Raw genomic sequence first — 21,245 nt, 5'->3', positions numbered from 1 at the left:
GATATAGTAATGATTTAATTTTAAAGTTATAAAAACAGCATTTATACTACCTATAAATATTTATTATCCCTTCCTATTTTCACATCATGAAAACAATTAACTTTGCTATAATTAAAATGTAAATCCAATATATGGAGGGCCACTATGGAAGAAAAAGAGATCCAACCATCGATTCAAATGAAAAATAGTAGCGTCATTATCGTGAAAAACTCAGCTAGTATTATATTCGGTTTATTTTTCATTCTGCTATTCTTTGCCAAACCGTTTCGTAAATCAAAATGTCCAGAATGTAAAAAACGTGAGAAGAAAAAATCAGGACAAGAACAATAAAAGGCCTTCCTTTATGGAATGCCTTTTTACATTCGTAGTATCATTTTATTTATTCTTCTTCCCCCTAAAAAACGACTATATTTTCTTCCAAGGTTCTCTACATCTTTTTTGATTTGTAATATGATCCTTATATAAAACATGAGAAAGAGTATTACTTGTTACCCGCTTTTAATTTTTATTAAACACTTCAAATTTGTACATCTTTATCCATCACTAACAATTCGTTAATTAGTTAACTTTGTAATATAAGTTTTGTATATAATGTCATTCAAAAACACAATATATATAAGTAGCTATTTATAATTACATTGCTTTTTATCGAATTCTAAAAAGGAGTTGTATACTATGGATAAAGAAAATCCATTAAATCAGCAGGTTAATAGCATTCCCTCAGATGCTCTGAATACCCCTAGTAAGGAACAAGAACAACTGTTAGAAACATCATCTCAAAACGTACAAAATTCCAACAACAATGCTAACAAAAAAGATGTTACTCAAGGTCTATCTGGAAAAGATTCCCCTATTTCAATAGAGAATACAAATTTATAGTTATTTACTATCATACGCAGCAAATGCTCTTGCTGAACTAATTCTTCTACAGAAACTAATACGCATTCCAGATAATTTTTCACCCGTTGTAACATAGAAAAAGAGATTTAGATATAAAAACAGGCTCTGAAAAAACTTTCCCCACAACAAAAAAAGGATGGCATTAGCCATCCTTTTTTCCATCATCAACTATAAAATTATAGTTTGATTACGTTTTTAGCTTGAGGTCCACGGTTACCGTCTTCGATTTCGAAGCTAACTTTTTGACCTTCTTCTAAAGATTTGAAACCGTCAGTTTCGATTGCTGAGAAGTGTACGAATACGTCGTTTTCGCCTGGAACTTCGATGAAACCGAAACCTTTTTCGTTGTTAAACCATTTTACTTGTCCTGTTACTGCCATAATTATTTCCTCCTAAGAAAATACAAATTTTAAATTTTTTAGTCTTCCTGTCTAAAAAAAGAATCCACACATTATCAAATACGAAACATAAACTAGTTCTCACATACTTTTTCTCGTTCGTTTTCAGCACTTGATAACATATGGATTGCTTAATTTAACTATTCAACTGACATCATCATAGCACATTAAAATAAAATGTACAATCTTTTTCGAAAATAGAATTTCTAATTTTTAGTATTTCTTATAAAATATACTTATCTCTATTCTAAATAAGGAGGAGTTTATGACCAATAAAATTCCTAGAAAAACATTAAAAAGAATTGAAGAGGATATTGAAAATAATAATCTTGGAAAAGCAAGAGATAGATTGCACGGCCTCATCTTTACATACCCAAATGAATTACATCTTCGAAAACAACTCGGAGATATTTATTATACATTACAATATCCAGAAATGGCTGGACGTTACTGGTATCTAGAAGAGCATAAAACAGATATTATGCATGAATCATGTTTATTATTTGAAAAATCAATGGGAAATAGTCCTCATCATATTGCACGTGCTTTAAAGTTTAAAGGCGATTCTAACCATATAAAAGGTTTGTATAAAGATCAACCTTTATCTTCAGTGCAGAAGAAAGTAGCAGAGGAGTTAATTTATGAGTATAAAGAAACATGGCAAGATAAGCTAGTTCCTTTTGGCTGTCTAGCATTGCTTGCTTCCCTTCTCTTTTCTGCCGTTGTTGGTCTATTCACTATTTGGAATTGGATTTTTTAATTACAGGGGGAATTTTCACATGTCAAACTACGCTAAAGAAGAAAGGCTAACAGGGGGAAACGTCTCAAGCGTATATCGTTCTGAAAATACTGTTCGGCGAGAGTTAAAGCCAGGCAGTGAAAAGATTCATAAGCTATTGCAACATTTAGAAAACAAAGGATTTCATTATGCTCCAAAGTTTTTAGGTGTAGATGAAAAGGATAGAGAGATTTTATCCTTTATTGAAGGAGAAGCTGGCAATTATCCTTTAAAAGAATATATGCGATCTAATGATGTATTAAAAGAAATAGCAAAGATGCTCCGCCTTTACCATGATGCTGTAAGTGATTTTCCGTTATTAGATGATTGGAAACCGATGGATCATACTCCAAATAACATTGAGGTTTTATGTCACAATGATTTTGCCATATATAACATTATTTTTAATAATGAGAAGCCAGTAGGGATTATTGATTTCGATGTTGCTGCTCCTGGTCCAAGACTATGGGATATCGCTTATACACTTTATACTTGTGTGCCTTTAAGTAGAGTATATTATACAGAATCCGGTGAAGCCGTTCATTATGACTCATCGCAACATGCAGATCGTATTAAAGAGAGAATGAATTTGTTCGTTCAGTCCTATGATAAAAATATGAATGAAGATTACTTAGGAATGGTGTTACTTCGATTAGAAGGATTATGTACATATATGAAACGAAAAGCGCAAGAAGGCGACTTGAATTTCCAAAGAATGATCGATGAAGGACATCTAGAGCATTATGAGAAAGATATAAAGTTTATTCGTGATCATAGGGCTGAGTGGAGTTGATTTAGTAATAAAGAAAAGGGAGTATCGTTTTTTGCCGACAACTCCATCTCTCTTTTCGAATCGTTTAGAAAATAACAAGGGGCACCTTTCAAAAAAGGTGCCCCTTCCTTTTATTTCGTAAACTGTGCTTCTTCCGTAGATCCTTTTAACGCTGTCGTTGATGAAGTTCCGCCTGTAATCACTTGTGCTACTTCATCAAAGTAACCTGTTCCTACTTCGCGTTGATGACGTGTTGCAGAGTAGCCATGTTTTTCAGCTGCGAATTCTGCTTGTTGTAGTTCAGAGTATGCTGCCATGCCGCGCTCTTTATAGCCACGTGCTAGTTCAAACATACCGTAATTTAATGAATGGAATCCAGCAAGTGTTACGAATTGGAACTTGTAACCGTAAGATGCGATTTCCTTTTGGAAGCTTGCAATTGTTTTTTCATCTAGTTTTTGTTTCCAGTTGAATGAAGGTGAGCAGTTATATGCAAGTAGCTTCCCTGGATGCTCCTTATGAATTGCGTCCGCAAATCGTTTTGCATCTTCTAAATTTGGTTCTGACGTTTCACACCAAACGAGGTCTGCGTACGGTGCATACGCTAAACCGCGCGCAATTGCTTGATCAAGACCTGCATTCGTACGGTAAAATCCTTCTGGTGTTCTTTCTCCTGTAATAAATGCTTTATCAACAGGATCGATATCGCTCGTAATTAAATCAGCTGCATCCGCATCTGTTCTTGCAACGATAATTGTCGGCACTCCCATTACATCTGCTGCAAGGCGTGCAGAAATTAAATTGCGTACTGCTGTTTGCGTTGGTAGTAGTACTTTTCCACCTAAATGGCCACATTTTTTCTCTGAAGATAATTGATCTTCAAAATGCACACCTGATGCACCTGCTTCAATCATACCTTTCATCAGTTCGAATACATTTAATTGCCCACCAAATCCAGCTTCTGCATCTGCTACAATCGGTACGAAATAGTCTGTATCATCGCTTCCTTCCATATGCTGAATTTGGTCCGCACGTTGAAGCGTTTGATTAATTCGTTTTACTACAGCAGGTACGCTGTTCGCTGGATATAAACTTTGGTCTGGATACATATGTCCAGAAAGGTTTGCATCAGCTGCTACTTGCCAACCACTTAAGTAAATCGCTTTTAACCCAGCTTTTACTTGTTGCATCGCTTGGTTTCCTGTTAATGCGCCAAGTGCGTTAATATAGTCTTCTGTATGAAGCGATGTCCAAAGCTTCTCAGCACCGCGACGCGCTAACGTATGTTCAATGTCAATTGACCCGCGCAGGCGAATTACATCTTCTGCCGAATATGGACGTGTGATCCCTTTCCAACGCTCATCTAATTCCCAGCTTTCTTGCAACTTCTCGATTCTTTCGTTTTTCATTTGTTCCATCCCCTTTTCGTTTTTTATAAAATTTCATAACCCGGTAATGTTAAAAATGGTACGAATTCATCATTTCGAACGAGATTTGTAAACAACGTTGTCGCCTCTTGGAATCTCCCTTTCTTAAAGGCTTCCTTACCAATCTCTCTTTCTATTTTTGCTAATTCTTCTTCTTTTAGCTCTTCCATTAATTCAAGCGTAATATTACGACCATCATTTAGTTTTCCACCTTCATGACGAATCCATTGCCATACTTGTGCTCTTGAAATTTCAGCTGTTGCCGCATCTTCCATTAAGTTATAAATGGGTGCTGCTCCCCGTCCGCTTAACCAAGATGCAATATATTGAATACCTACGCTAATATTCATGCGAAGGCCCTCTTCTGTAATCGTTCCCACCGGTACCTCTAGTAAATCGTTTTCTGTTACACATATTTCTTCACGTTTTCTAAAAATTTGATTTGGTGTTTTCATAATGTGATTAAACACTTCCATTGCAACCGGTACAAGTCCAGGGTGGGCGACCCAAGTCCCGTCATGACCGTCTAAAGCTTCGCGTTCCTTATCAGCACGCACTTTTTCAAAAGCTGCTTCATTTGCTTCTGGATTATTTTTAATCGGAATTTGTGCCGCCATTCCTCCAATTGCTGGTGCATTACGGCGGTGACATGTTTGAATTACTTTCAAAGAATACGAACGCATAAATGGCGCCGTCATCGTGACTTGTGCTCTATCTGGTAGTAAGAATTTATTATGATTACGGAAACTCTTTAAAAAGCTAAAAATATAATCCCATCTTCCGCAATTTAAGCCAGCAGAATGATCTTTTAGCTCATATAAAATTTCATCCATTTCAAACGAAGCGTGAATCGTTTCTAGTAACACAGTTGCTTTAATCGTTCCATTTGGAATGCCGATATATTTTTGAGCAAATACGAATACATCATTCCATAATCTCGCTTCTAAATAACTTTCCATTTTCGGTAAGTAAAAGTATGGGCCGCTCCCTTTTGCTAAAAGAGCTTTCGCATTATGGAAAAAATACAAGCCGAAATCTACTAAACTACCCGACATATTTTTCCCATCAACTTGCATATGCTTTTCCTCTAAATGCCATCCTCTTGGACGTACAATGAGTACAGCTGTTTTCTCATTTAATCTATATTCTTTCCCTTTATCATTTTTATGTGAAATCGTTCCCTTTACTGCATCTCGTAAATTGATTTGCCCTTCAACTGCGTTTTCCCAAGTTGGTGAATTCGAATCTTCAAAATCCGCCATAAAAAGATGCGCTCCTGAATTTAAAGCGTTAATGACCATCTTTCTATCTACCGGTCCAGTAATCTCTACGCGGCGATCCTCTAAGTCTTTTGGCAGCTTGGCAATTGTCCAATCCGCTTCACGTATATGTTTTGTTTCTTCTAGAAACTTCGGAAACTCCCCTGCATCAATTCTCTTTTGTTTTTCTACACGTTTTTGTAAAAGTTCTATGCGGCGCTCATTAAAATTCTCATGTAGTTCCTTCAAAAAACTAAGCACCTCAGGTGTCAATATTTCGTTGTACGCTGGTAACATTTCTCCGGGCAGTGTAACCCGTGAAGTTTGCGTCGACATATTAGCATCCCCTTCTTAAACTGTTTTATAACAGATTTGATTTTATGTTTTATATTATATAACAAATCTTCAGAAAAGGAAGTTTTTTTTGAAAATTCATTTCATTTTTTTCAAAACGCCATTCTTTCGCGCTTTATTTCATACAAAAAAGGCCGCTGTTATACAACAACGACCTTTTTGTATTATTTTTAAATTTCACTTTGACTAGTTAAACTTTATTACTGCCCTTGTTCCATATCATGCAATATTGCTCTATGTAAAAACTGTGCGTATTGTTCTCTCGTTACCTTCATAGACGGACCGAATTTACCTTCTCCGATTCCCATTGTAATACCATTTGTTTGTACTGCACTAATTGCATTCGTTGCCCATGAATTTGCTGAAACATCATTAAAGTTATGAGATCCCTTTGCCTGTAAGTCAAAAGCATTCGTAAGAACTTGTGCCATTTCCGCACGCGTTAACGTCGCCTTCGGTCTAAAGTTTCCATTCTCGTCTCCCTGGAAAATTCCCATTTCCGTTAAAGCCAATATCTCCTCGATAAAGCTTGTTGAATTTTCATCAATATCTCCATATGGGTTTTCATATTCATCTTGTTCTTCCATATCAAACACACGGTAAATTAAAGCTGCAACTTGCTCACGTGTTACATTATCCCCAAAACCGAATATTCCATCGCCATATCCCAAAATAATTTCTTGTTCCGCTAATTCATGAATTGCCTCATATGCCCAATGTCCTTTTGGTACATCTTTAAATACAATTGTATTTGTTTTTTGCAACGGTGCACTTTCCGCTTTTACACTGTTACTCTCTGCTGAGAATAACACCCCACCCATAATTGTTAATGCTGTAGCTGTTTTTAATAATTTTTTGCTCATCAAATTATCTCCCCAATATGTATATGTTTTTTTAAAAATATACAGAATAAATGGTATAGTGACAATATATTTTTCGATACATTTCGTGACGGTTTTGTGAATCATATTACACATCATGTCTTTTTCATCGGGTTGATTATAAAGCTTGTGTATAACCATAAAAATACATAAATTCGAATAATAATTCTTTTTAAACAAACAAAAAAGCACAAATATTTCTATTTGTGCTTTCATATTTCACTCTACTTCCAATCCTCTTTCAAATGATAATTAATAATCGCATTATTAATAAACTGAGCATATTGTTCTCTAGGTACAGGGCGATTTAATTCATACATGTCATTCCCAGTTCCTCTCACAACATTATTAGATTGTAACGCACTAATTGCATCTTCTGCCCAGTGGCCTTTTGGAATATCTTTAAATGTATGTTTTTGTTTCGTTTCAAAATGAAATGCTCGTTTTAAAATGACAGCCATTTCCGCTCTAGAGATTGGTGCTTTCGGCCTAAAATTCCCTTGGCCATCCCCTGAAAAAACACCACGTTTTGTTAACGCCAAAATTTCCTTTTTAAAAGTTGTTGTACTATCAGAAACATCTTTATATGGATTCGCTACTGACCCTTCTTCTTTTATCTCAAGTGTTCTGTAAATAGTCCCAGCTACTTGTTCACGTGTTATAAGATCGCCAACACCATACTTCCCGTTTCCATACCCTAATATAATTTTATGATATGCTAAATCCATAATAGCATCATATGCCCAAAATCCGTATGGAACATCTTCAAACACAATCATTTGTGGATACTCTTCCGCTTTTACAGGCGTCACATTCGTCCCTGCAAATATACCTCCTGCCATTGTCGCAATCATCATTACACCCAATATTTTTTTCTTCATTGTCCTCTCTCCCTATTTCATTCAAATAAAATGAACTTCATTGTTTCAGGAGTATTATTTTTTGGTGAATGTAAGATAAAATGTAAATCTTCTAGAAGAAATATTTCCACTACCTTTCTGCTTTATACTCCCTTCTTTCTTTTTCAAAAAGGAAGTTGTCACATCTAAGGTGTTATATACTAAAACATTCTACAATCTCTTTATAAACTCCTTTTCACTTTATAACTTCCCTTTATTGGCACCTAAAGGAGATACCTAGTGGAGGCTACTATATTCATGGCTTATATTTCAGAGGTAGCATTCCCCTTCACTGATAACTCGTTTTCGCTGAATTTTGAGGTGGGGGTCTTACTGCCCAGCAAATAACGAGATAAAAAAATCATCCTTTTTTCTTAAAAGAGGATGATTTTTTTATCTTTATTAACACTCAAATATGCTACTACTTTTGAAGAGTAAATTGGGCAACTATTTGTTTTAGTTTTCCTGCTGCGTTATGCATATGTTCAATTGAAATCGAAATCTCTTGAACAGATTTTTCTTGCTGTTGAATAGACTCTTTTACCCTATCAGTTCGGTCAGATGATCTTTGAGAAATTTGAGCCATGTCTTCTGCAGAAGCCGAGATTTCCTCACTACTCGCTGCAATTTCATCTGTAGACATAGATACCGTTTGAATTTGCTCAGATACTTGCTGTACTTTTTCTGTAATTGTTCCAAATACTTTTTCTGTATGCATTACTACTTGTGTACCTGCCTGTACCTCATTATCTACTTTCCCCATCATATGTACCGTATGGTTCGTTGTTCCCATAACTTGAGTAATAAGATTCTCAATTTGTTTTGCAGAATCACTAGATTGTTCTGCTAATTTCCGCACTTCATCTGCCACAATTGCAAATCCTCTACCACTTTCACCAGCACGTGCAGCCTCAATTGCGGCGTTTAATGCTAATAAGTTAATCTGGGAGGTAATACCTTGCATAACATCAATGATTTTAACAATTTCTTCTGATTGTTCTTTCATAGTCTCTACTTGTTTCACACCGCTATGTACCGAATTTTGAATTGTATCCATCTGTTGAATCATTTGTTTCATTAATTTGTTACCATTCTCTGCATCTAATGCTGATTGAGCAGATAATTCATTTACAGAGGATGATGTATTGACTATACTCTGCATTCCTTGTGTCAACTCTTCCATCGCACCCGCAGTTTGTTCCATTGCTTGCATTTGACTTTCTGCACCATTTGCAACTTCTTCAATATCCATAGTGATTTTCTTCGCTGCACTACTAGATACTTCTGATGCAGATACTACTCCGTCTGCATGTTGAAATAAAAGCTGAATATTATTCTCTACTTCTTGCATATTTGTTCTTAGCCCTGCAATCATCTCGTTAAAATTACTTACTAATACACCTAATTCATCTTTAGCAGTATAATCACCATGTACGGTTAAATCTCCTTCTTTCGCTCTTTCCATCATACGACTAACCGTTTGTAAAGGAGCAACTATAAGCTTGCTAATAATATAACTTACTATACATATAACAATTGTAGTAACTACTACAAGAATGATAAAGGTAATAACGGAACGATCAATCATTTTTTGCGAATCTTTAAATACTTGGTCAGCTAAATTTGAAACATACGATTCTAGATCCACTGCATAACCAGCTAACTCTATTCCCTTCGGTTTTAATTCCTTCTGAAATTCATTTACCATTTGCGGCTCGTTTGTTGCCTTCGCCTTTTCAAATAATTTCTTATATGTATCTTTATAACTTGGTAAAGATTTCTTCATCTTCTGAAACAGTTCATCCTCTTGCTTACTTAAATTAAAACCATCATCATATTCTTTTAATAAAGAATCATATTTTTTAAGATCCTTTTCAATATTATTAATTATTCCCTCTTTATTTGCCACTTCATTTTGTGATGCCGTAATTAACTCTAATAAGTTATATTCTAGTGAATTTTGTGTACGAAGCATTCCTTCTAATAAAATTGCAGAATATTGATAATCATCTACTACAACCTCTGTATCGTGCTTAATCTTATTAATAGAATTAATTGCTACACTACTCATAATTACCATACCTAAAACTGCTAATGAAATAAGCGATAATAATTTATATTTCACTTTTAAATTTTGTAAAAAATACATTTTTCCACCTTTATTCCTTTATATATAGATTTTTAGAATTTCATAGCTTATTATTTACAAAATCGCAATAAAAAGCAATGATAAATATTCCCAATATAAAACTTATATTTCTATAAAAAAAAGTAGCATAATAGCTACTCCTTTTTGCTTTGTTTCTCATATTGTTCAAACGTATGAATTCTTTCAAAAATTGGTGGGTGCGTGTATAAGAAAAATTTCACTAACGCAGGCGGATTTACTTGGCTTAAACTTGTTTTTGATAAATATTGAAAAGTTTTCACACCAGATTTTCCGTCCTTCGTCATATTTAAAGCATATTGATCTGCCGCTCTTTCTTCTATACGTGAAACATAGTTTGTTGCTGGTTGTGCTGCAAAAGAGAGGACAGAAGAAATTAAGAAAAATAAAGGTAAAATGGAGAAACATGCTACTTTTGAAATTTGCAATGTATCTCCCCATTTGCGAATACACATATTTATAATACGACTAATTAAAAACATACCTATAAACGATAGCAATACATAACTTGCAACGCCAAAATATATATGTTTCATAACATAATGCCCCATTTCATGGGCCATGATAAATAAAATCTCTTTATCTTTTAACTGCTTAAGTGTTGTATCCCACATTACAATACGGGCGTTAGGGCCAATTCCTGTTACGTAAGCATTTAATGCATTCGTTTTTTCTGACATATTTACTTCATATACGTGTTTAGCAGGAATGTCCGCTTTGTCTGCTATCGCTAAAATTTTCGTTTCTAATTCTTTATTTTTCAGCGTCGAGAAGTCGTTATACAGTGGATCAATAACGACAGGCTGTATGAATGTTAAAAAGATTGTAAATGGAACAGAGAGCGCCCATCCTGCGAGCCACCATCTCTTCGGAAATTTACGGATAAGCCATAATAGAACGGTAACTACGATTAACATAGTCGCATAACTTTCCCAAAAACCGATAACATGATCTTTTATCCAGCTTTGTGTACTTTGTGTTGAAATGCCGTAATCAACGGACACTTTCCGGCCAATCCATTGCATCGGTAAGGCAAGCACTGTTGTCAGTAATGATAAATAAAAGAAATAAATCGCAACTTGCAAAACACTTATTTTAGTCGTTTCCTTCGACCATTTCTCAAACTTTCTTGAAATACCTAGCACAAGTACAAATAATAAAATAATCCATTCAAGAGGCGTCGCTAAAAAGTATAGTAAATTTTTCACGCGCGAATAATCTTGGCTTAGCGTAAGCTCTCTCGTACTCATAAACGTTTCTGGATCTGCACTCGTTCCCTTATACATGTCCGGAATAAGTTCATGATTCCATCCAAATAAATACCAATATATAAGTAACGCAAATCCAACGTACAAAAAAAGCGACCAACCGATAACCTTCCTCACGCTATTCCCTCCTCTATGCTGCCTGTCTATTATTATTGTAAGTTCGTACACGCTAAATTAGAACAAGCTTATTATGTGAATTGCTCTGGATCTTTTTATTTACATAAAAAAACTCTTCTACATAAGAAGAGTTTTACCTATCTTTAAACACTTTCTTCGGTTCACAATCCGTAATAAGGATCACACTTACAAACCAACACGTACCCTACTTGCTTTTTAGATAAAATAAAAAGCCTCTTTAAGGAAGTACATCTATTAATAAACTAAAATCTTGTAAAGAGAAAGAACTATATTTCATAATACCTTGTACAGCTAAAAGTAAAACAAGACCGATCACACACATATAGTTAACGCTTTCTTCATTCTTTTTTTCAGTAACCACTCCACCACTTATACATAAAATCCCTAGCAAATGGAGCGCTAAATACATGAAAAAATAAGCTTCCTCCCAGCGCAAAATAACATTCACTGTCGTTATTAACACTAGACTAAGTAAAATCAAATAAAAAAACTTATTTGATGATATCGTTTCATTCATATAATTTTATACATCCCTTTCAAATTTCGAATTAATGATGTTTCAAAGCTATAAAGTAAATGATTGTTTTTATACCATAAAACAAAAGGAAAGCCACCATTACTTTCTCGAATACTTTATGAATCCACATATACTTCTCTTCATTCTTTCTGAAGATGCGCTTCATCATTTCTTCTACAATTAGACCAAATATTAGTAAAACCCCGAACACAATAAGAAGAGAAATAATATTTTCTTTTAAATGAGTACTAGAAAATAAGTAATACTCTGGAAACACAATCGTATCTACTACAGGTTGAAGCCAATGACAAACGCTTTTATCACACATATCTGTAATAGACGTAGAATCTATAATGTCTTTTAATATTTTTTCAACCGTCTTCTTCATCTTATTTACTCCCGACTACATCTGAAAAGCTCTTTTCCTGCTCTGCATATATAACCGGCACTTCTTTACTCCAATATTTGCGATTAACAAATAAAAAGATAAGTACTAAGTTTAATCCTGTTATAAAAATAATAAGTCCAGGAAAGAATGTCGTATAATTTGAGAAATCGGCAAAACTCATAATTTTTTCTCTACTTATTAGAAAAGACGCACCTATTACAAATGCATTGTTTAACATATGTATTGCAATTGGCATGAGTAAACTTTTCGTACGAATATATACGATTGACAATACGATGCTGAATATGGCTGCACCGAGGAAATCAACATGTAACAACGCAAACAATATTGCTACAACGATGGTCGCTATGCTCGTTCCCCATTTTGTTGCAAAACGTTGAAGTAAAAATCCGCGAAAAACAAATTCCCCGATAATTGGTGCGATGAATACGACCCTAATGACTTGAGATACATATCCCCCAGTACTATCTACAATTGGTTCATGCAGGGCGTTCATAATAAAGTCCGGTGTAATCCATGCAAAACTATACATATACAAAATAAGATACCCGTAACTAAACATGCATAACATAACCGTAATGTATAAAACTTGTACCAAGTTAAATGTTTCATTTTTATTAACAAATAATGAAAATGAAATGTGGTGCTTTCTATACTCATAAGAAATCCATACCATCGGAAGGATATAGAATATAAGAATATTTATAAAAGAAGAATTTTGTATATGAAATATACTTGTTAGCAAATCGCCACTACTTCTCGCTATTAAAATTAATAGTGCAAATACAATTAAAAAATATCTAGCTCGCATCACTTGAAACGGGTTCACACTCATCTCCTCCCCTATGTTACTTTTATCATATCATTTGATTCTTAATTTTTTGCGAAAGAAAACCTTAAAATTTCCTTAAAAATTCCATAAGTTACAAAATGATGATATGATATTCGAGGAAATTAGGAGGGATGTTTATGTACCAAGCAAATATTTTACTCGTTGATGATGAAACAGCAATTTTACAATTACTAACTACCATTCTTGAAAAAGAAGGCTTTTCTCATATTACAACTGCAACATCAGCTGAAATGGCTTTATCTCTAACTAAGCAAAACAATTACGATTTAATTATTTTAGATGTAATGCTTCCTGGACAATCTGGTTTTGATATTTGTCCAATCATTCGCCAACAAACAGATTGTCCAATTTTCTTCCTATCAGCAAAAGCATCTGATTTAGATAAAATATCCGGATTTTCATACGGTGCAGATGATTATATTACGAAACCATTTAATCCATTAGAAGTAGTAGCACGCATGAAAGCACAGCTTCGGAGACATATGAAACAAACCGTACCACACGAACAAAAATCACACTCGATTTCATTTGGAAGATTTGAAATTGATCAGCACTCTGCAGAACTAACAGTAGATGGGCACATTGTCGAATGCTCCGCTCAACTCTTTCAACTACTACTCTTCTTTTGCGAGAATCCGAACTACGTATTTTCGAAAGAGGAAATATACGAAAAAGTTTGGGGAGCACCTGCCTATAATGGCGATGACAACACTGTTATGGTCCACATTCGAAAACTACGTGAAAAAATTGAACATGATCCAAGTAAACCAGAATATATAAAAACCGTTCGCGGGCTTGGTTATAAGTTCGTTACAAAGTAGGGTGACGATATGAATTTTAATAAACGACTTATTATTCAATTTATCATGCAACACGTTTTTGTTTTAGTTACATTACTTATCGCTGTAGTTGCTGCTTTTACTTATTTAATTTTTCTTCTTACTAGTACTTTATACGAACCTAACATTCCAGATTCTGATAGTTTTACAATTTCAAGATACATCTCTTCAGAAGATGGGCATATTTCGTTACAATCTGAAGTGCAAGATTTAATAAAGGAGAAAAATGATTGGCTCCAAGTTGTAGATGAAAACGGAAAGATCCTCTACCACTTTAATACACCAAATGATGTTCCGAATGCTTATACGAAGACATCTTTAGTCGCATATATACAACATCATATCGAAAGCAATTATAAATTTACATATTGGGAAATTGAATTAGAAGAAAAGAAAGCACTTGTTATTTATGGTGGTATGTTAAAAAGCAATGCGTTACTTACAGCAATTCAAAAGGAGCATTCCTCTTTAATGATGGATTCGTTCGCATTAACAGATCAAGAAAAACAGTTACTGTCTAAAGAAAAAGCAACACTTCAAATATTTAATCAAAATGGCGAAGAGGTTTTTTCCTATCCAACTGGAAAGAAAAAAACATTTTCAGCGATACAAATTGCCCTTAATGAAAAAGAACCGTGGAATCATAAAGAAAACACGTCTAGCTTTTACGATGCAAATAGTGGCAACCTTCTCGTTGTAACTGCAAAAAATGAGCACTACTATCCAGATGACGAAATTGAAGATGTATTTACTAAGAAGTTTCTCATCGGATGCGGATTAATCCTTCTTATCGTATTTGTTTATTTAGTCATTCTTTCTATTTGGTACGGTAATAAATTCGGGAAACCGTTATTACATGCGATGCGCTGGCTTAAAAATATCGCTGGTGGAAAGTATGAAGAACCTATTAGTAAAAAAGGAAAACCTGTCAGGTTCCGGCGATCTGGTAAAGAAAAATGGTCATTTCGTTTGTTTAGAGATGTAACAAGTTCACTAGAACACCTTTCTATTACACTCAAAAAAAATGATGCGATGAGGCAAGTACTCCAGCAAACACGAGAAGAATGGATTACCGGTCTAACGCATGATTTAAAAACACCACTTAGCTCTATATATGGCTACGCATTATTACTCGAATCGAATCAATATAACTGGACTGATCGTGATATTCAGCAATTTGGTAGTGTTATGAAAGAGAAATCTCAATATATGACGACATTAATTGATGATTTAAGCTTAACGTATCAATTAAAAAATAACAGCCTTCCTGCCCAACACGTAAACGTTGAAATCAATCAGTTCGTTCAAAAAGTATTATTGCAATTTATTAACAATCCAACACTCCAAAATCAAAATATTGAATTCGTACCGAGCTCAAATAAAATTCAATATTTCATTGAAGAAAAATGGTTCCAGCGTATTATCGAAAACTTACTCGTAAATGCTGTAAAACATAATAACGAAACAACTACTGTCATCGTAAAATTATCACAAAACGCTAATTCCTTTACACTCTCCATTTCAGATGACGGAAAAGGAATGGATGAAAAAACGAAAGAACTTCTATTTGAACGATATTACCGCGGAACAAACACAGAAGAAAGCAACATCGGAACTGGACTTGGCCTAGCCATTACAAAACAGCTCGTTCATGCTCATAACGGAACAATTTCCATTGATAGTGCACTCGGAAAAGGAACGACGATTATTCTTGTATTTCCGTTTCGTTCGTAGGAAAGACGCTATGTGGCGTCTTTTTTCTTTTCTGGGGTGATTTTACAGTGATTGAAATTATGTGGATCGTTTTTTTGAGGTGTTTTATCGGTATATGAAATTATATCGGCGCAATTCGAATTATATCAGCGATTTTTTGAATATATCAGCGCAACTCGAATTATATCAGCGATTTTCTAGATATATCGACTTACCGACAAAAACCGACAATACTAACCTGCTTCCCTACTATACAAAGTAAAAGTAAAAATAAAACTATTAACAAATACATTTCTAAACTGTTATACTATAAATAGAAGTATAAACTAACTAAGTTTTGCATAAAATGAAGTAGACGAGGTGCTTCCAACACCCCGTCACTGCAACTAATTACCGCAAGGTGGAAGGTTGCAACTAAAGCTTATTTGCGCTTAGAAGACTTCCCACGCTTCGCAGGCAGACGGGTGGTCTTCTTTTTGCGCTTTTTTTGCCGTTAATTTCTTAAATCCAAAAACTATACCTTCTCTAGCTATAGTTTTTGTAATTTCCAACAAAATTTGCAAAAGAAATTCCATACGATTACACCTCCTTTCTTCACAAAATGAAGAAAGGGCATAACCTTCCACCCGCAATATTTAATTGCTATTTTATTTTACCATTTTCATATGTATTACAGATAAAACAATACAAATTTAACAATCCACTTATAAAAAAAGCGAACCATCTCCCAATGATTCGCTCTTACCCTATTATTTTTTCTTCACCGGTATCCAAAGCTCTACTTGTGCAAACTCACTCTTATCTTCGTGGCAACGCTCATCGTACAGTTCAAACTCTGTAACTCCGCAATGTTCATACCCTGAATGCGGAAACCATTCTGAGAATACTGCATTCCAAGTTTGGTGGATAGACGATACCATTTCTTCATGAGGAACTTTCGGCGTTGTAAATACTGCATATGTTGCTGCCGGGAAAGTACGCTTTGCAATTTCATTTGGTACATTTTCAAAGTCTGTAACTTCCATTCCGATAATGTAAGTGAAGTCCCCTGTTTCTAAATTAAAATCAGTACATAATCCAAGCTCTACCCATTGGCTCGTATCTTTACGATTCGGAATTGTTGTCCCAAGATCTTTTTGTAAATATTCTTGCCAAAATGCTGGAATGTCTTGATGGTTTTTCCCTTCTTTACTTGTCGTCTTCAGTTCATAACCCGCCACTAAAAATTCTGGTTTATTTACAATACAATATTCCATTTGTATACCTCCTAAATACGGATTTAATTTTCTTTGCTTTACATTTACTCTGTAATACATCGGTGTTTCGATTTCTTGTTTTCGATATTCACTCGGTGTCATTTGAAATAATTTTTTAAAGGCTCTCGTGAACGTTTCGTGAGATTGAAAGCCATGTTCAAACGCGATATCAATAACTTTTTCATCCGTATGAGAAAGTTGATAAGCTGCCCGGGCTAACCTCCTCTTTCGAACATACTCCATTACCGTATCACCTACTAACGCCTGAAATACACGATGAAAATGAGACTCAGAAAAACCTGCAACCCGCGCTAAATTACGCAGCGTTTGTTTTTCCATTACATCTTCCTCAATATAATCAATTGACCTTTGAATTTGTGTTTCATAGCTTTCCATCTCTGTTCACCCGCCTTATATGTATTATGATAAAAGAGAACGCAATCCAATTCTTGACGTTTTTTACTATAATTCCATAAAAAATTGTAACTTTTTTATATGTATTTCGTTGTTATGTATGAAGGGAGGGAAATGTAGTGAAACGTAAACAATCATTAGAAGAAATTTACTCAGAGCATATGCAAGATTTATTTCGCTATCTTCTCTCCCTAACCGGAGATTCCCACTATGCGGAAGATCTCATGCAAGAAACATTTTACCGAATGCTCGTCCATATTGACTATTATAAAGGAGAAGAAATTAGGCCGTGGTTATTTACAATTGCCTACAATGCCTTTATCGATTGGTATCGAAAAGAAAAAAAGTATAAAACAACTACAGTGGAAGAATTCCATTTACCAAACGTGCCAAGTACAGAACATGAATATTTCGTAAAACATGAGATTGCTAGTTGGTTAGACAGTTTATACGCTCTTCCGCTCGAAAGACGAAACGTCCTACTACTACGAGATTACTATGGATTCTCCTATAAGGAAATAGCAGAAATGACTGGTCTCTCATTAGCGAAAGTGAAAATTGAATTACACAGGGGACGGAAAGACACGAAAAGCATAAAGGAGTGATACGGATGGGTTGTACAGAATTTAAAAAACTATGGAAGAAGTATGAAAATGGAACGCTCACGCATGATGAACAAGAACTGTTAGAAAGTCATATTGAGTCATGTGAAGAGTGTGAAGCTTACTTAGATGAGCTGTTAACAAAAACAGAACCAATTAAGAAAAAGTTACCTCCAAAAAATCTTAAAATTCCTTTTTGGAGAATTAAGTGGAAACATCGTTTACAAACGTTTGGTTTTATATTATCAATTTGCATCGTTATCTATATAATCGGCGGGGTATTATCAGCCTTTTATTTTCAAGCTAATAATGATAAAAGGCTAGAAGAAATTAGAGAGGTTCCTTCGCTTGCACTTGAAGCAACGATCCCAAATAGCCGTGTTATGGGAGGCGGAACAAGTGTAGAAGCTTTTTTCCGTACGAATAGCCAATTTGATTTAGTACGAACCGTCGGTAAAAAAGAAATGCCCCTCGGTACAATAGAAACAAAAAGCTTCTTATCATCTGTAGATGTTACGAAGCGAACTTGGATGAATCCGTTCTATCAACCAAAACTCTTCTTTGTTCATCCAAAAACAGAGCAGGGTGATTATTTAAAGGATTCATCAAAAAAAGTATGGGATACACTTGCAAAAGTACATGATGGAACCGTTGCAGAAGTAGCAATTTCTTTTGATAAAGCTTACACTTTAAAAGAATTAGAACCGCTTTTATATAGCACATTCGAGGCACAAGAACTCCCTCCAACTCCTTTATGGTACGCTTTAGATACAGGACAAGAAAGAAAAAATGTAGATGACTATATCCTACATGGCGGAGAAGCTATAGGGTTTCCAGAACATGTAAGATTCCTCGATAATGAAACTGACGGGCAGAAAACGCAAGAAGACAAAGTAACCGAAATGATGCGCGTCCTTTCTATCCATAAAAAAACGGTAAGCAAAATAGCAGCGCTTTCTGAGAAAGAACTAAACTTAGATAAACGTTATGAATATGTAAAAGAGAATGGCGTAAAAGTATACGGCATTGTCATTACTGGCCCGTCGAAAGAGTTATTAAAATTACAAAACTCCCCGCACGTACGTTATGCGACTCTTGGAGATATTGAGATTTGGAATTGGTTTGATCATTAATAAAAAAGAAGTAGCGCTCTAAAAACGATGCGCTACTTCTTTTTTAATTCGAAATCACTTTCACATACATCCCTCTCACCGCTTTTTCATAAGCAATATCACTCATCTGTCTTATGTTTTCTGACACAACAGATGCTGGAATAACTTCACCTTCACGAAGTAACGGAGGATCAATAAGACGGACTTTATTTTTCTGATACAAATCGTAATCGTCTCTATCTTCTTTTACTTTTACATTGGGATGAACTTTTCTTAATAAAGCATGGACTTCTGAATCATTACATTGCTGCAATTTCGAAATAAGCTCCTCATCTTCAAGAAGGAAATCATCTGCATGAATAACCTTTTTATGAAGAGCTAACTTTAACGTTTTCACTAACATATCATTTCCGTAAATATTCATTGGTTTCATAAAGAAATCGATTACTTCTTTGTAATACGTTTCTGTAAACCACTCTGCCATTTCGATACTTTGAAGGACCATTTTCCCCTCTACTGCGATAATATCCTCTAAAAATCTATGAACCTCTTCTAAAGAAATATATCCGTATGTATACATATCTCGTAACGTATAATCCACTCGATCTGCACATAATTCGGGCGCTGACCTTTCCAGTAATGTCCACTTCGAATCATCTAATAAAATATCTTCATAGTTATAACCATGCTTCGCAAGGATCGCTGGAATTTCTGAGTTTTTCACAACAGAACTAAATATCTCTTCATGATAACTTTCATCTTCATTATCAAAAACGTAATCAATCACGTGGGAAAAGGCAGTATGCGATACGTCATGCAGTAAACTAGCGATCTGTTCTTCTACTGAACCACCTAGTTTTTTAACTAATAACATAACACCAACTGAATGATCAAAGCGCGTTACATTCCATTTCTCGTTCACTAAGTAACTTGCGCCATTTTGATGAATTCCCTTTAGTCTTTGCATAGACTTACTTGAAATTAATTCTTCTACTACTTGATCCACTTCAAATTCTCCGTATAGTACATCTGATATGATCACTTACAATCCCCCTTTATTTTAATCGAGTCTCTTTTATGAAATTAGCACCAACATAAATATTTATTTTTATTTGTTTTTATTAAAAAAAATAGAGAGCCATCAACTCTCTATTTCATAACCCCTATTCAAACGTAACTTCTACCTGCACAATCTCCGACCTACTACCAAGTCTAAGCGGGGGTCCCCAAAATCCAAATCCAGAAGAAACAATTGCGTGGAACGCACCTTTTTGTGCGTATCCCCAGTCTAGCTCGTACATTCTTCTCGTTACAATATGATTGGGCGCCATTTGTCCGCGGTGCGTATGACCGGATAATAATAAATCTACACCTGCCGCTGCTGCTTGTTTCAATTCAAATGGCTGGTGATCCATTGCGATAACAGGCATCGATTTATCTACCGTACTCATTAATTGTTCAAAGCTTTGGCGATCTCGCTCTGTTTTATCTCTTCTTCCAATGAGATAAAAGTCATCTTCAATTGTAATTACTTCATCTAAAAGAATACGAATATCAATCTTATCCATCTCTTGTAAAAACTCTGGAACTGCTCTGCCGTAATATTCATGGTTTCCTAAAACGCCATATACGCCTAATGGAGCTTTCATTTGTTTCATGATTGGTCCCATATTCTTTTGAATGAACACACCTGGATGATCATCGATAATATCACCTGGCAGTAAAATAATATCAGGTTCCATCTCATTTACATGACGAACAAGTCTTTTTAAATGCGAAACGCCAGACAGTTTACCGAAATGCATATCAGAAGCCATCGCAATGCGTAAACTTTTACGCCCCTCTACCTTTTTCGGTATGTGCACCTCGTACTTTCTTACTACCGGACTATACGCATTAAATACTCCATACGCAAAGATAAAGATAAATGCAACTATCACAGCCGCCCCTGTCCAAATAATTGCCGCTTCTTTCTCTACTGAAAACTGTAAAAGAAAGACCATAATATCAGCTAATGGCAACAACATAAGCGCATATTGTATGACCGCAAACCAAATCGAACCTATCGTTCGCAGAAATGGCAAAAACTTAAACACTTGCACGAGAATGTACGCATATGAAATAAATGCGACTATGAAAGCATAATATCCCCAAGATTCCCAGCCAAATACCGCATGAAGCCAAACCCATCCGTTCCAGCCGATGTAAAACATAAGTAGTGTGTATATAATTAATATGGTAAATATATTGAGATAACGAAGATTCTTCACAGCCAGCCTCCTTATTGAT

General features: G+C 35.0%; 22 protein-coding genes and 1 pseudogene. 8 read left to right on the top strand and 15 right to left on the bottom strand.

Translation table 11 applies throughout. From position 1 onward, the window contains the following. Positions 1–144 precede the first annotated feature (144 nt). Both GD442_RS05600 and GD442_RS05595 read left to right on the top strand, forming a co-directional pair. Positions 145–330 carry a hypothetical protein gene (locus GD442_RS05600; RefSeq protein WP_000391373.1) on the top strand — a complete coding sequence of 62 codons (186 nt, stop codon included), beginning with the start codon at positions 145–147 and terminating at the stop codon, positions 328–330. Between the two features lie 345 nt (positions 331–675). Next, a complete protein-coding gene (locus GD442_RS05595) occupies positions 676–879 on the top strand; it encodes a hypothetical protein (RefSeq protein ID WP_000356924.1) in 204 nt (67 codons plus the stop codon). A 197-nt stretch (positions 880–1,076) separates the two neighbouring features. Here the strand turns inward: GD442_RS05595 and cspA are convergent, their stop codons facing one another. Beyond that, positions 1,077–1,280 (bottom strand): RNA chaperone/antiterminator CspA, encoded by a 204-nt coding sequence (gene cspA, locus GD442_RS05590; RefSeq protein WP_000301518.1) that lies wholly within the window; start codon positions 1,278–1,280, stop codon positions 1,077–1,079. A 283-nt stretch (positions 1,281–1,563) separates the two neighbouring features. On the opposite strand from cspA, the gene GD442_RS05585 reads away from it, so the two are divergent. Then, on the top strand, positions 1,564–2,058 hold the full coding sequence (locus GD442_RS05585) for a DUF6584 family protein (RefSeq protein WP_000182396.1): 495 nt from the start codon (positions 1,564–1,566) through the stop codon (positions 2,056–2,058). 19 nt (positions 2,059–2,077) lie between these two features. Then, positions 2,078–2,869 (top strand): phosphotransferase, encoded by a 792-nt coding sequence (locus GD442_RS05580; protein WP_000073793.1) that lies wholly within the window; start codon positions 2,078–2,080, stop codon positions 2,867–2,869. Between the two features lie 110 nt (positions 2,870–2,979). Here the strand turns inward: GD442_RS05580 and aceA are convergent, their stop codons facing one another. From aceA to GD442_RS05535, 10 genes and pseudogenes are all read right to left on the bottom strand, one after another. Then, on the bottom strand, positions 2,980–4,257 hold the full coding sequence (gene aceA / locus GD442_RS05575) for an isocitrate lyase (protein ID WP_000787346.1): 1,278 nt from the start codon (positions 4,255–4,257) through the stop codon (positions 2,980–2,982). 23 nt (positions 4,258–4,280) lie between these two features. Beyond that, complete coding sequence (gene aceB / locus GD442_RS05570) at positions 4,281–5,870, bottom strand: malate synthase A (RefSeq protein ID WP_000107314.1); 1,590 nt, start codon at positions 5,868–5,870, stop codon at positions 4,281–4,283. Between the two features lie 218 nt (positions 5,871–6,088). Next, complete coding sequence (locus tag GD442_RS05565) at positions 6,089–6,856, bottom strand: S-layer homology domain-containing protein (RefSeq protein WP_002040782.1); 768 nt, start codon at positions 6,854–6,856, stop codon at positions 6,089–6,091. 137 nt (positions 6,857–6,993) lie between these two features. Continuing rightward, on the bottom strand, positions 6,994–7,650 hold the full coding sequence (locus tag GD442_RS05560; RefSeq protein ID WP_000727103.1) for an S-layer homology domain-containing protein: 657 nt from the start codon (positions 7,648–7,650) through the stop codon (positions 6,994–6,996). Between the two features lie 439 nt (positions 7,651–8,089). Then, on the bottom strand, positions 8,090–8,881 hold the full coding sequence (locus GD442_RS28490; RefSeq protein WP_406566137.1) for a methyl-accepting chemotaxis protein: 792 nt from the start codon (positions 8,879–8,881) through the stop codon (positions 8,090–8,092). A gap of 156 nt (positions 8,882–9,037) precedes the next feature. Continuing rightward, positions 9,038–9,817: pseudogene (locus GD442_RS28485) on the bottom strand (MCP four helix bundle domain-containing protein); the annotation flags it as partial. A 134-nt stretch (positions 9,818–9,951) separates the two neighbouring features. Further along, complete coding sequence (locus tag GD442_RS05550; RefSeq protein WP_001233329.1) at positions 9,952–11,220, bottom strand: M48 family metallopeptidase; 1,269 nt, start codon at positions 11,218–11,220, stop codon at positions 9,952–9,954. Between the two features lie 238 nt (positions 11,221–11,458). Further along, positions 11,459–11,758: a DUF2101 family protein gene (locus GD442_RS05545; RefSeq protein WP_001006050.1), complete on the bottom strand. Its 300-nt coding sequence runs from the start codon at positions 11,756–11,758 to the stop codon at positions 11,459–11,461. Between the two features lie 31 nt (positions 11,759–11,789). Continuing rightward, positions 11,790–12,146, bottom strand: a complete 357-nt coding sequence (locus tag GD442_RS05540) for a hypothetical protein (RefSeq protein ID WP_000754334.1) — start codon at positions 12,144–12,146, stop codon at positions 11,790–11,792. Position 12,147: 1 nt separating this feature from the next. Continuing rightward, positions 12,148–12,996 carry a CPBP family intramembrane glutamic endopeptidase gene (locus tag GD442_RS05535; RefSeq protein WP_001067985.1) on the bottom strand — a complete coding sequence of 283 codons (849 nt, stop codon included), beginning with the start codon at positions 12,994–12,996 and terminating at the stop codon, positions 12,148–12,150. 140 nt (positions 12,997–13,136) lie between these two features. On the opposite strand from GD442_RS05535, the gene GD442_RS05530 reads away from it, so the two are divergent. Then, complete coding sequence (locus GD442_RS05530) at positions 13,137–13,841, top strand: response regulator transcription factor (protein ID WP_000283871.1); 705 nt, start codon at positions 13,137–13,139, stop codon at positions 13,839–13,841. Positions 13,842–13,850: 9 nt separating this feature from the next. Further along, positions 13,851–15,593 carry a sensor histidine kinase gene (locus GD442_RS05525; protein ID WP_001010443.1) on the top strand — a complete coding sequence of 581 codons (1,743 nt, stop codon included), beginning with the start codon at positions 13,851–13,853 and terminating at the stop codon, positions 15,591–15,593. Positions 15,594–16,003: 410 nt separating this feature from the next. On the opposite strand, the gene GD442_RS27650 is transcribed toward GD442_RS05525, so the two are convergent. After that, complete coding sequence (locus GD442_RS27650; protein ID WP_006916098.1) at positions 16,004–16,147, bottom strand: hypothetical protein; 144 nt, start codon at positions 16,145–16,147, stop codon at positions 16,004–16,006. 174 nt (positions 16,148–16,321) lie between these two features. Further along, complete coding sequence (locus GD442_RS05520) at positions 16,322–17,224, bottom strand: AraC family transcriptional regulator (protein WP_000446852.1); 903 nt, start codon at positions 17,222–17,224, stop codon at positions 16,322–16,324. Positions 17,225–17,361: 137 nt separating this feature from the next. Between GD442_RS05520 and GD442_RS05515 the strand changes: the two genes are divergently transcribed. Both GD442_RS05515 and GD442_RS05510 read left to right on the top strand, forming a co-directional pair. Then, positions 17,362–17,847: an RNA polymerase sigma factor gene (locus GD442_RS05515; protein WP_000824008.1), complete on the top strand. Its 486-nt coding sequence runs from the start codon at positions 17,362–17,364 to the stop codon at positions 17,845–17,847. A gap of 5 nt (positions 17,848–17,852) precedes the next feature. Further along, complete coding sequence (locus GD442_RS05510; protein ID WP_000501943.1) at positions 17,853–18,977, top strand: anti-sigma factor; 1,125 nt, start codon at positions 17,853–17,855, stop codon at positions 18,975–18,977. Positions 18,978–19,020: 43 nt separating this feature from the next. Here the strand turns inward: GD442_RS05510 and GD442_RS05505 are convergent, their stop codons facing one another. Both GD442_RS05505 and GD442_RS05500 read right to left on the bottom strand, forming a co-directional pair. Next, the gene (locus GD442_RS05505; protein WP_000587076.1) at positions 19,021–19,998 is read right to left on the bottom strand and encodes an HD domain-containing protein; all 978 of its coding nucleotides are present in this window, start codon (positions 19,996–19,998) and stop codon (positions 19,021–19,023) included. A gap of 121 nt (positions 19,999–20,119) precedes the next feature. Next, positions 20,120–21,226 carry a metallophosphoesterase gene (locus tag GD442_RS05500; RefSeq protein ID WP_000793729.1) on the bottom strand — a complete coding sequence of 369 codons (1,107 nt, stop codon included), beginning with the start codon at positions 21,224–21,226 and terminating at the stop codon, positions 20,120–20,122. Positions 21,227–21,245: the final 19 nt, after the last annotated feature.

Source organism: Bacillus sp. A260 (assembly GCF_009861435.1).
GTDB classification, from domain to species: Bacteria; Bacillota; Bacilli; order Bacillales; family Bacillaceae_G; genus Bacillus_A; species Bacillus_A cereus.
Note: the sequence above shows the minus strand (reverse complement) of the source record. Positions and strands in the feature narration are given on the sequence as shown.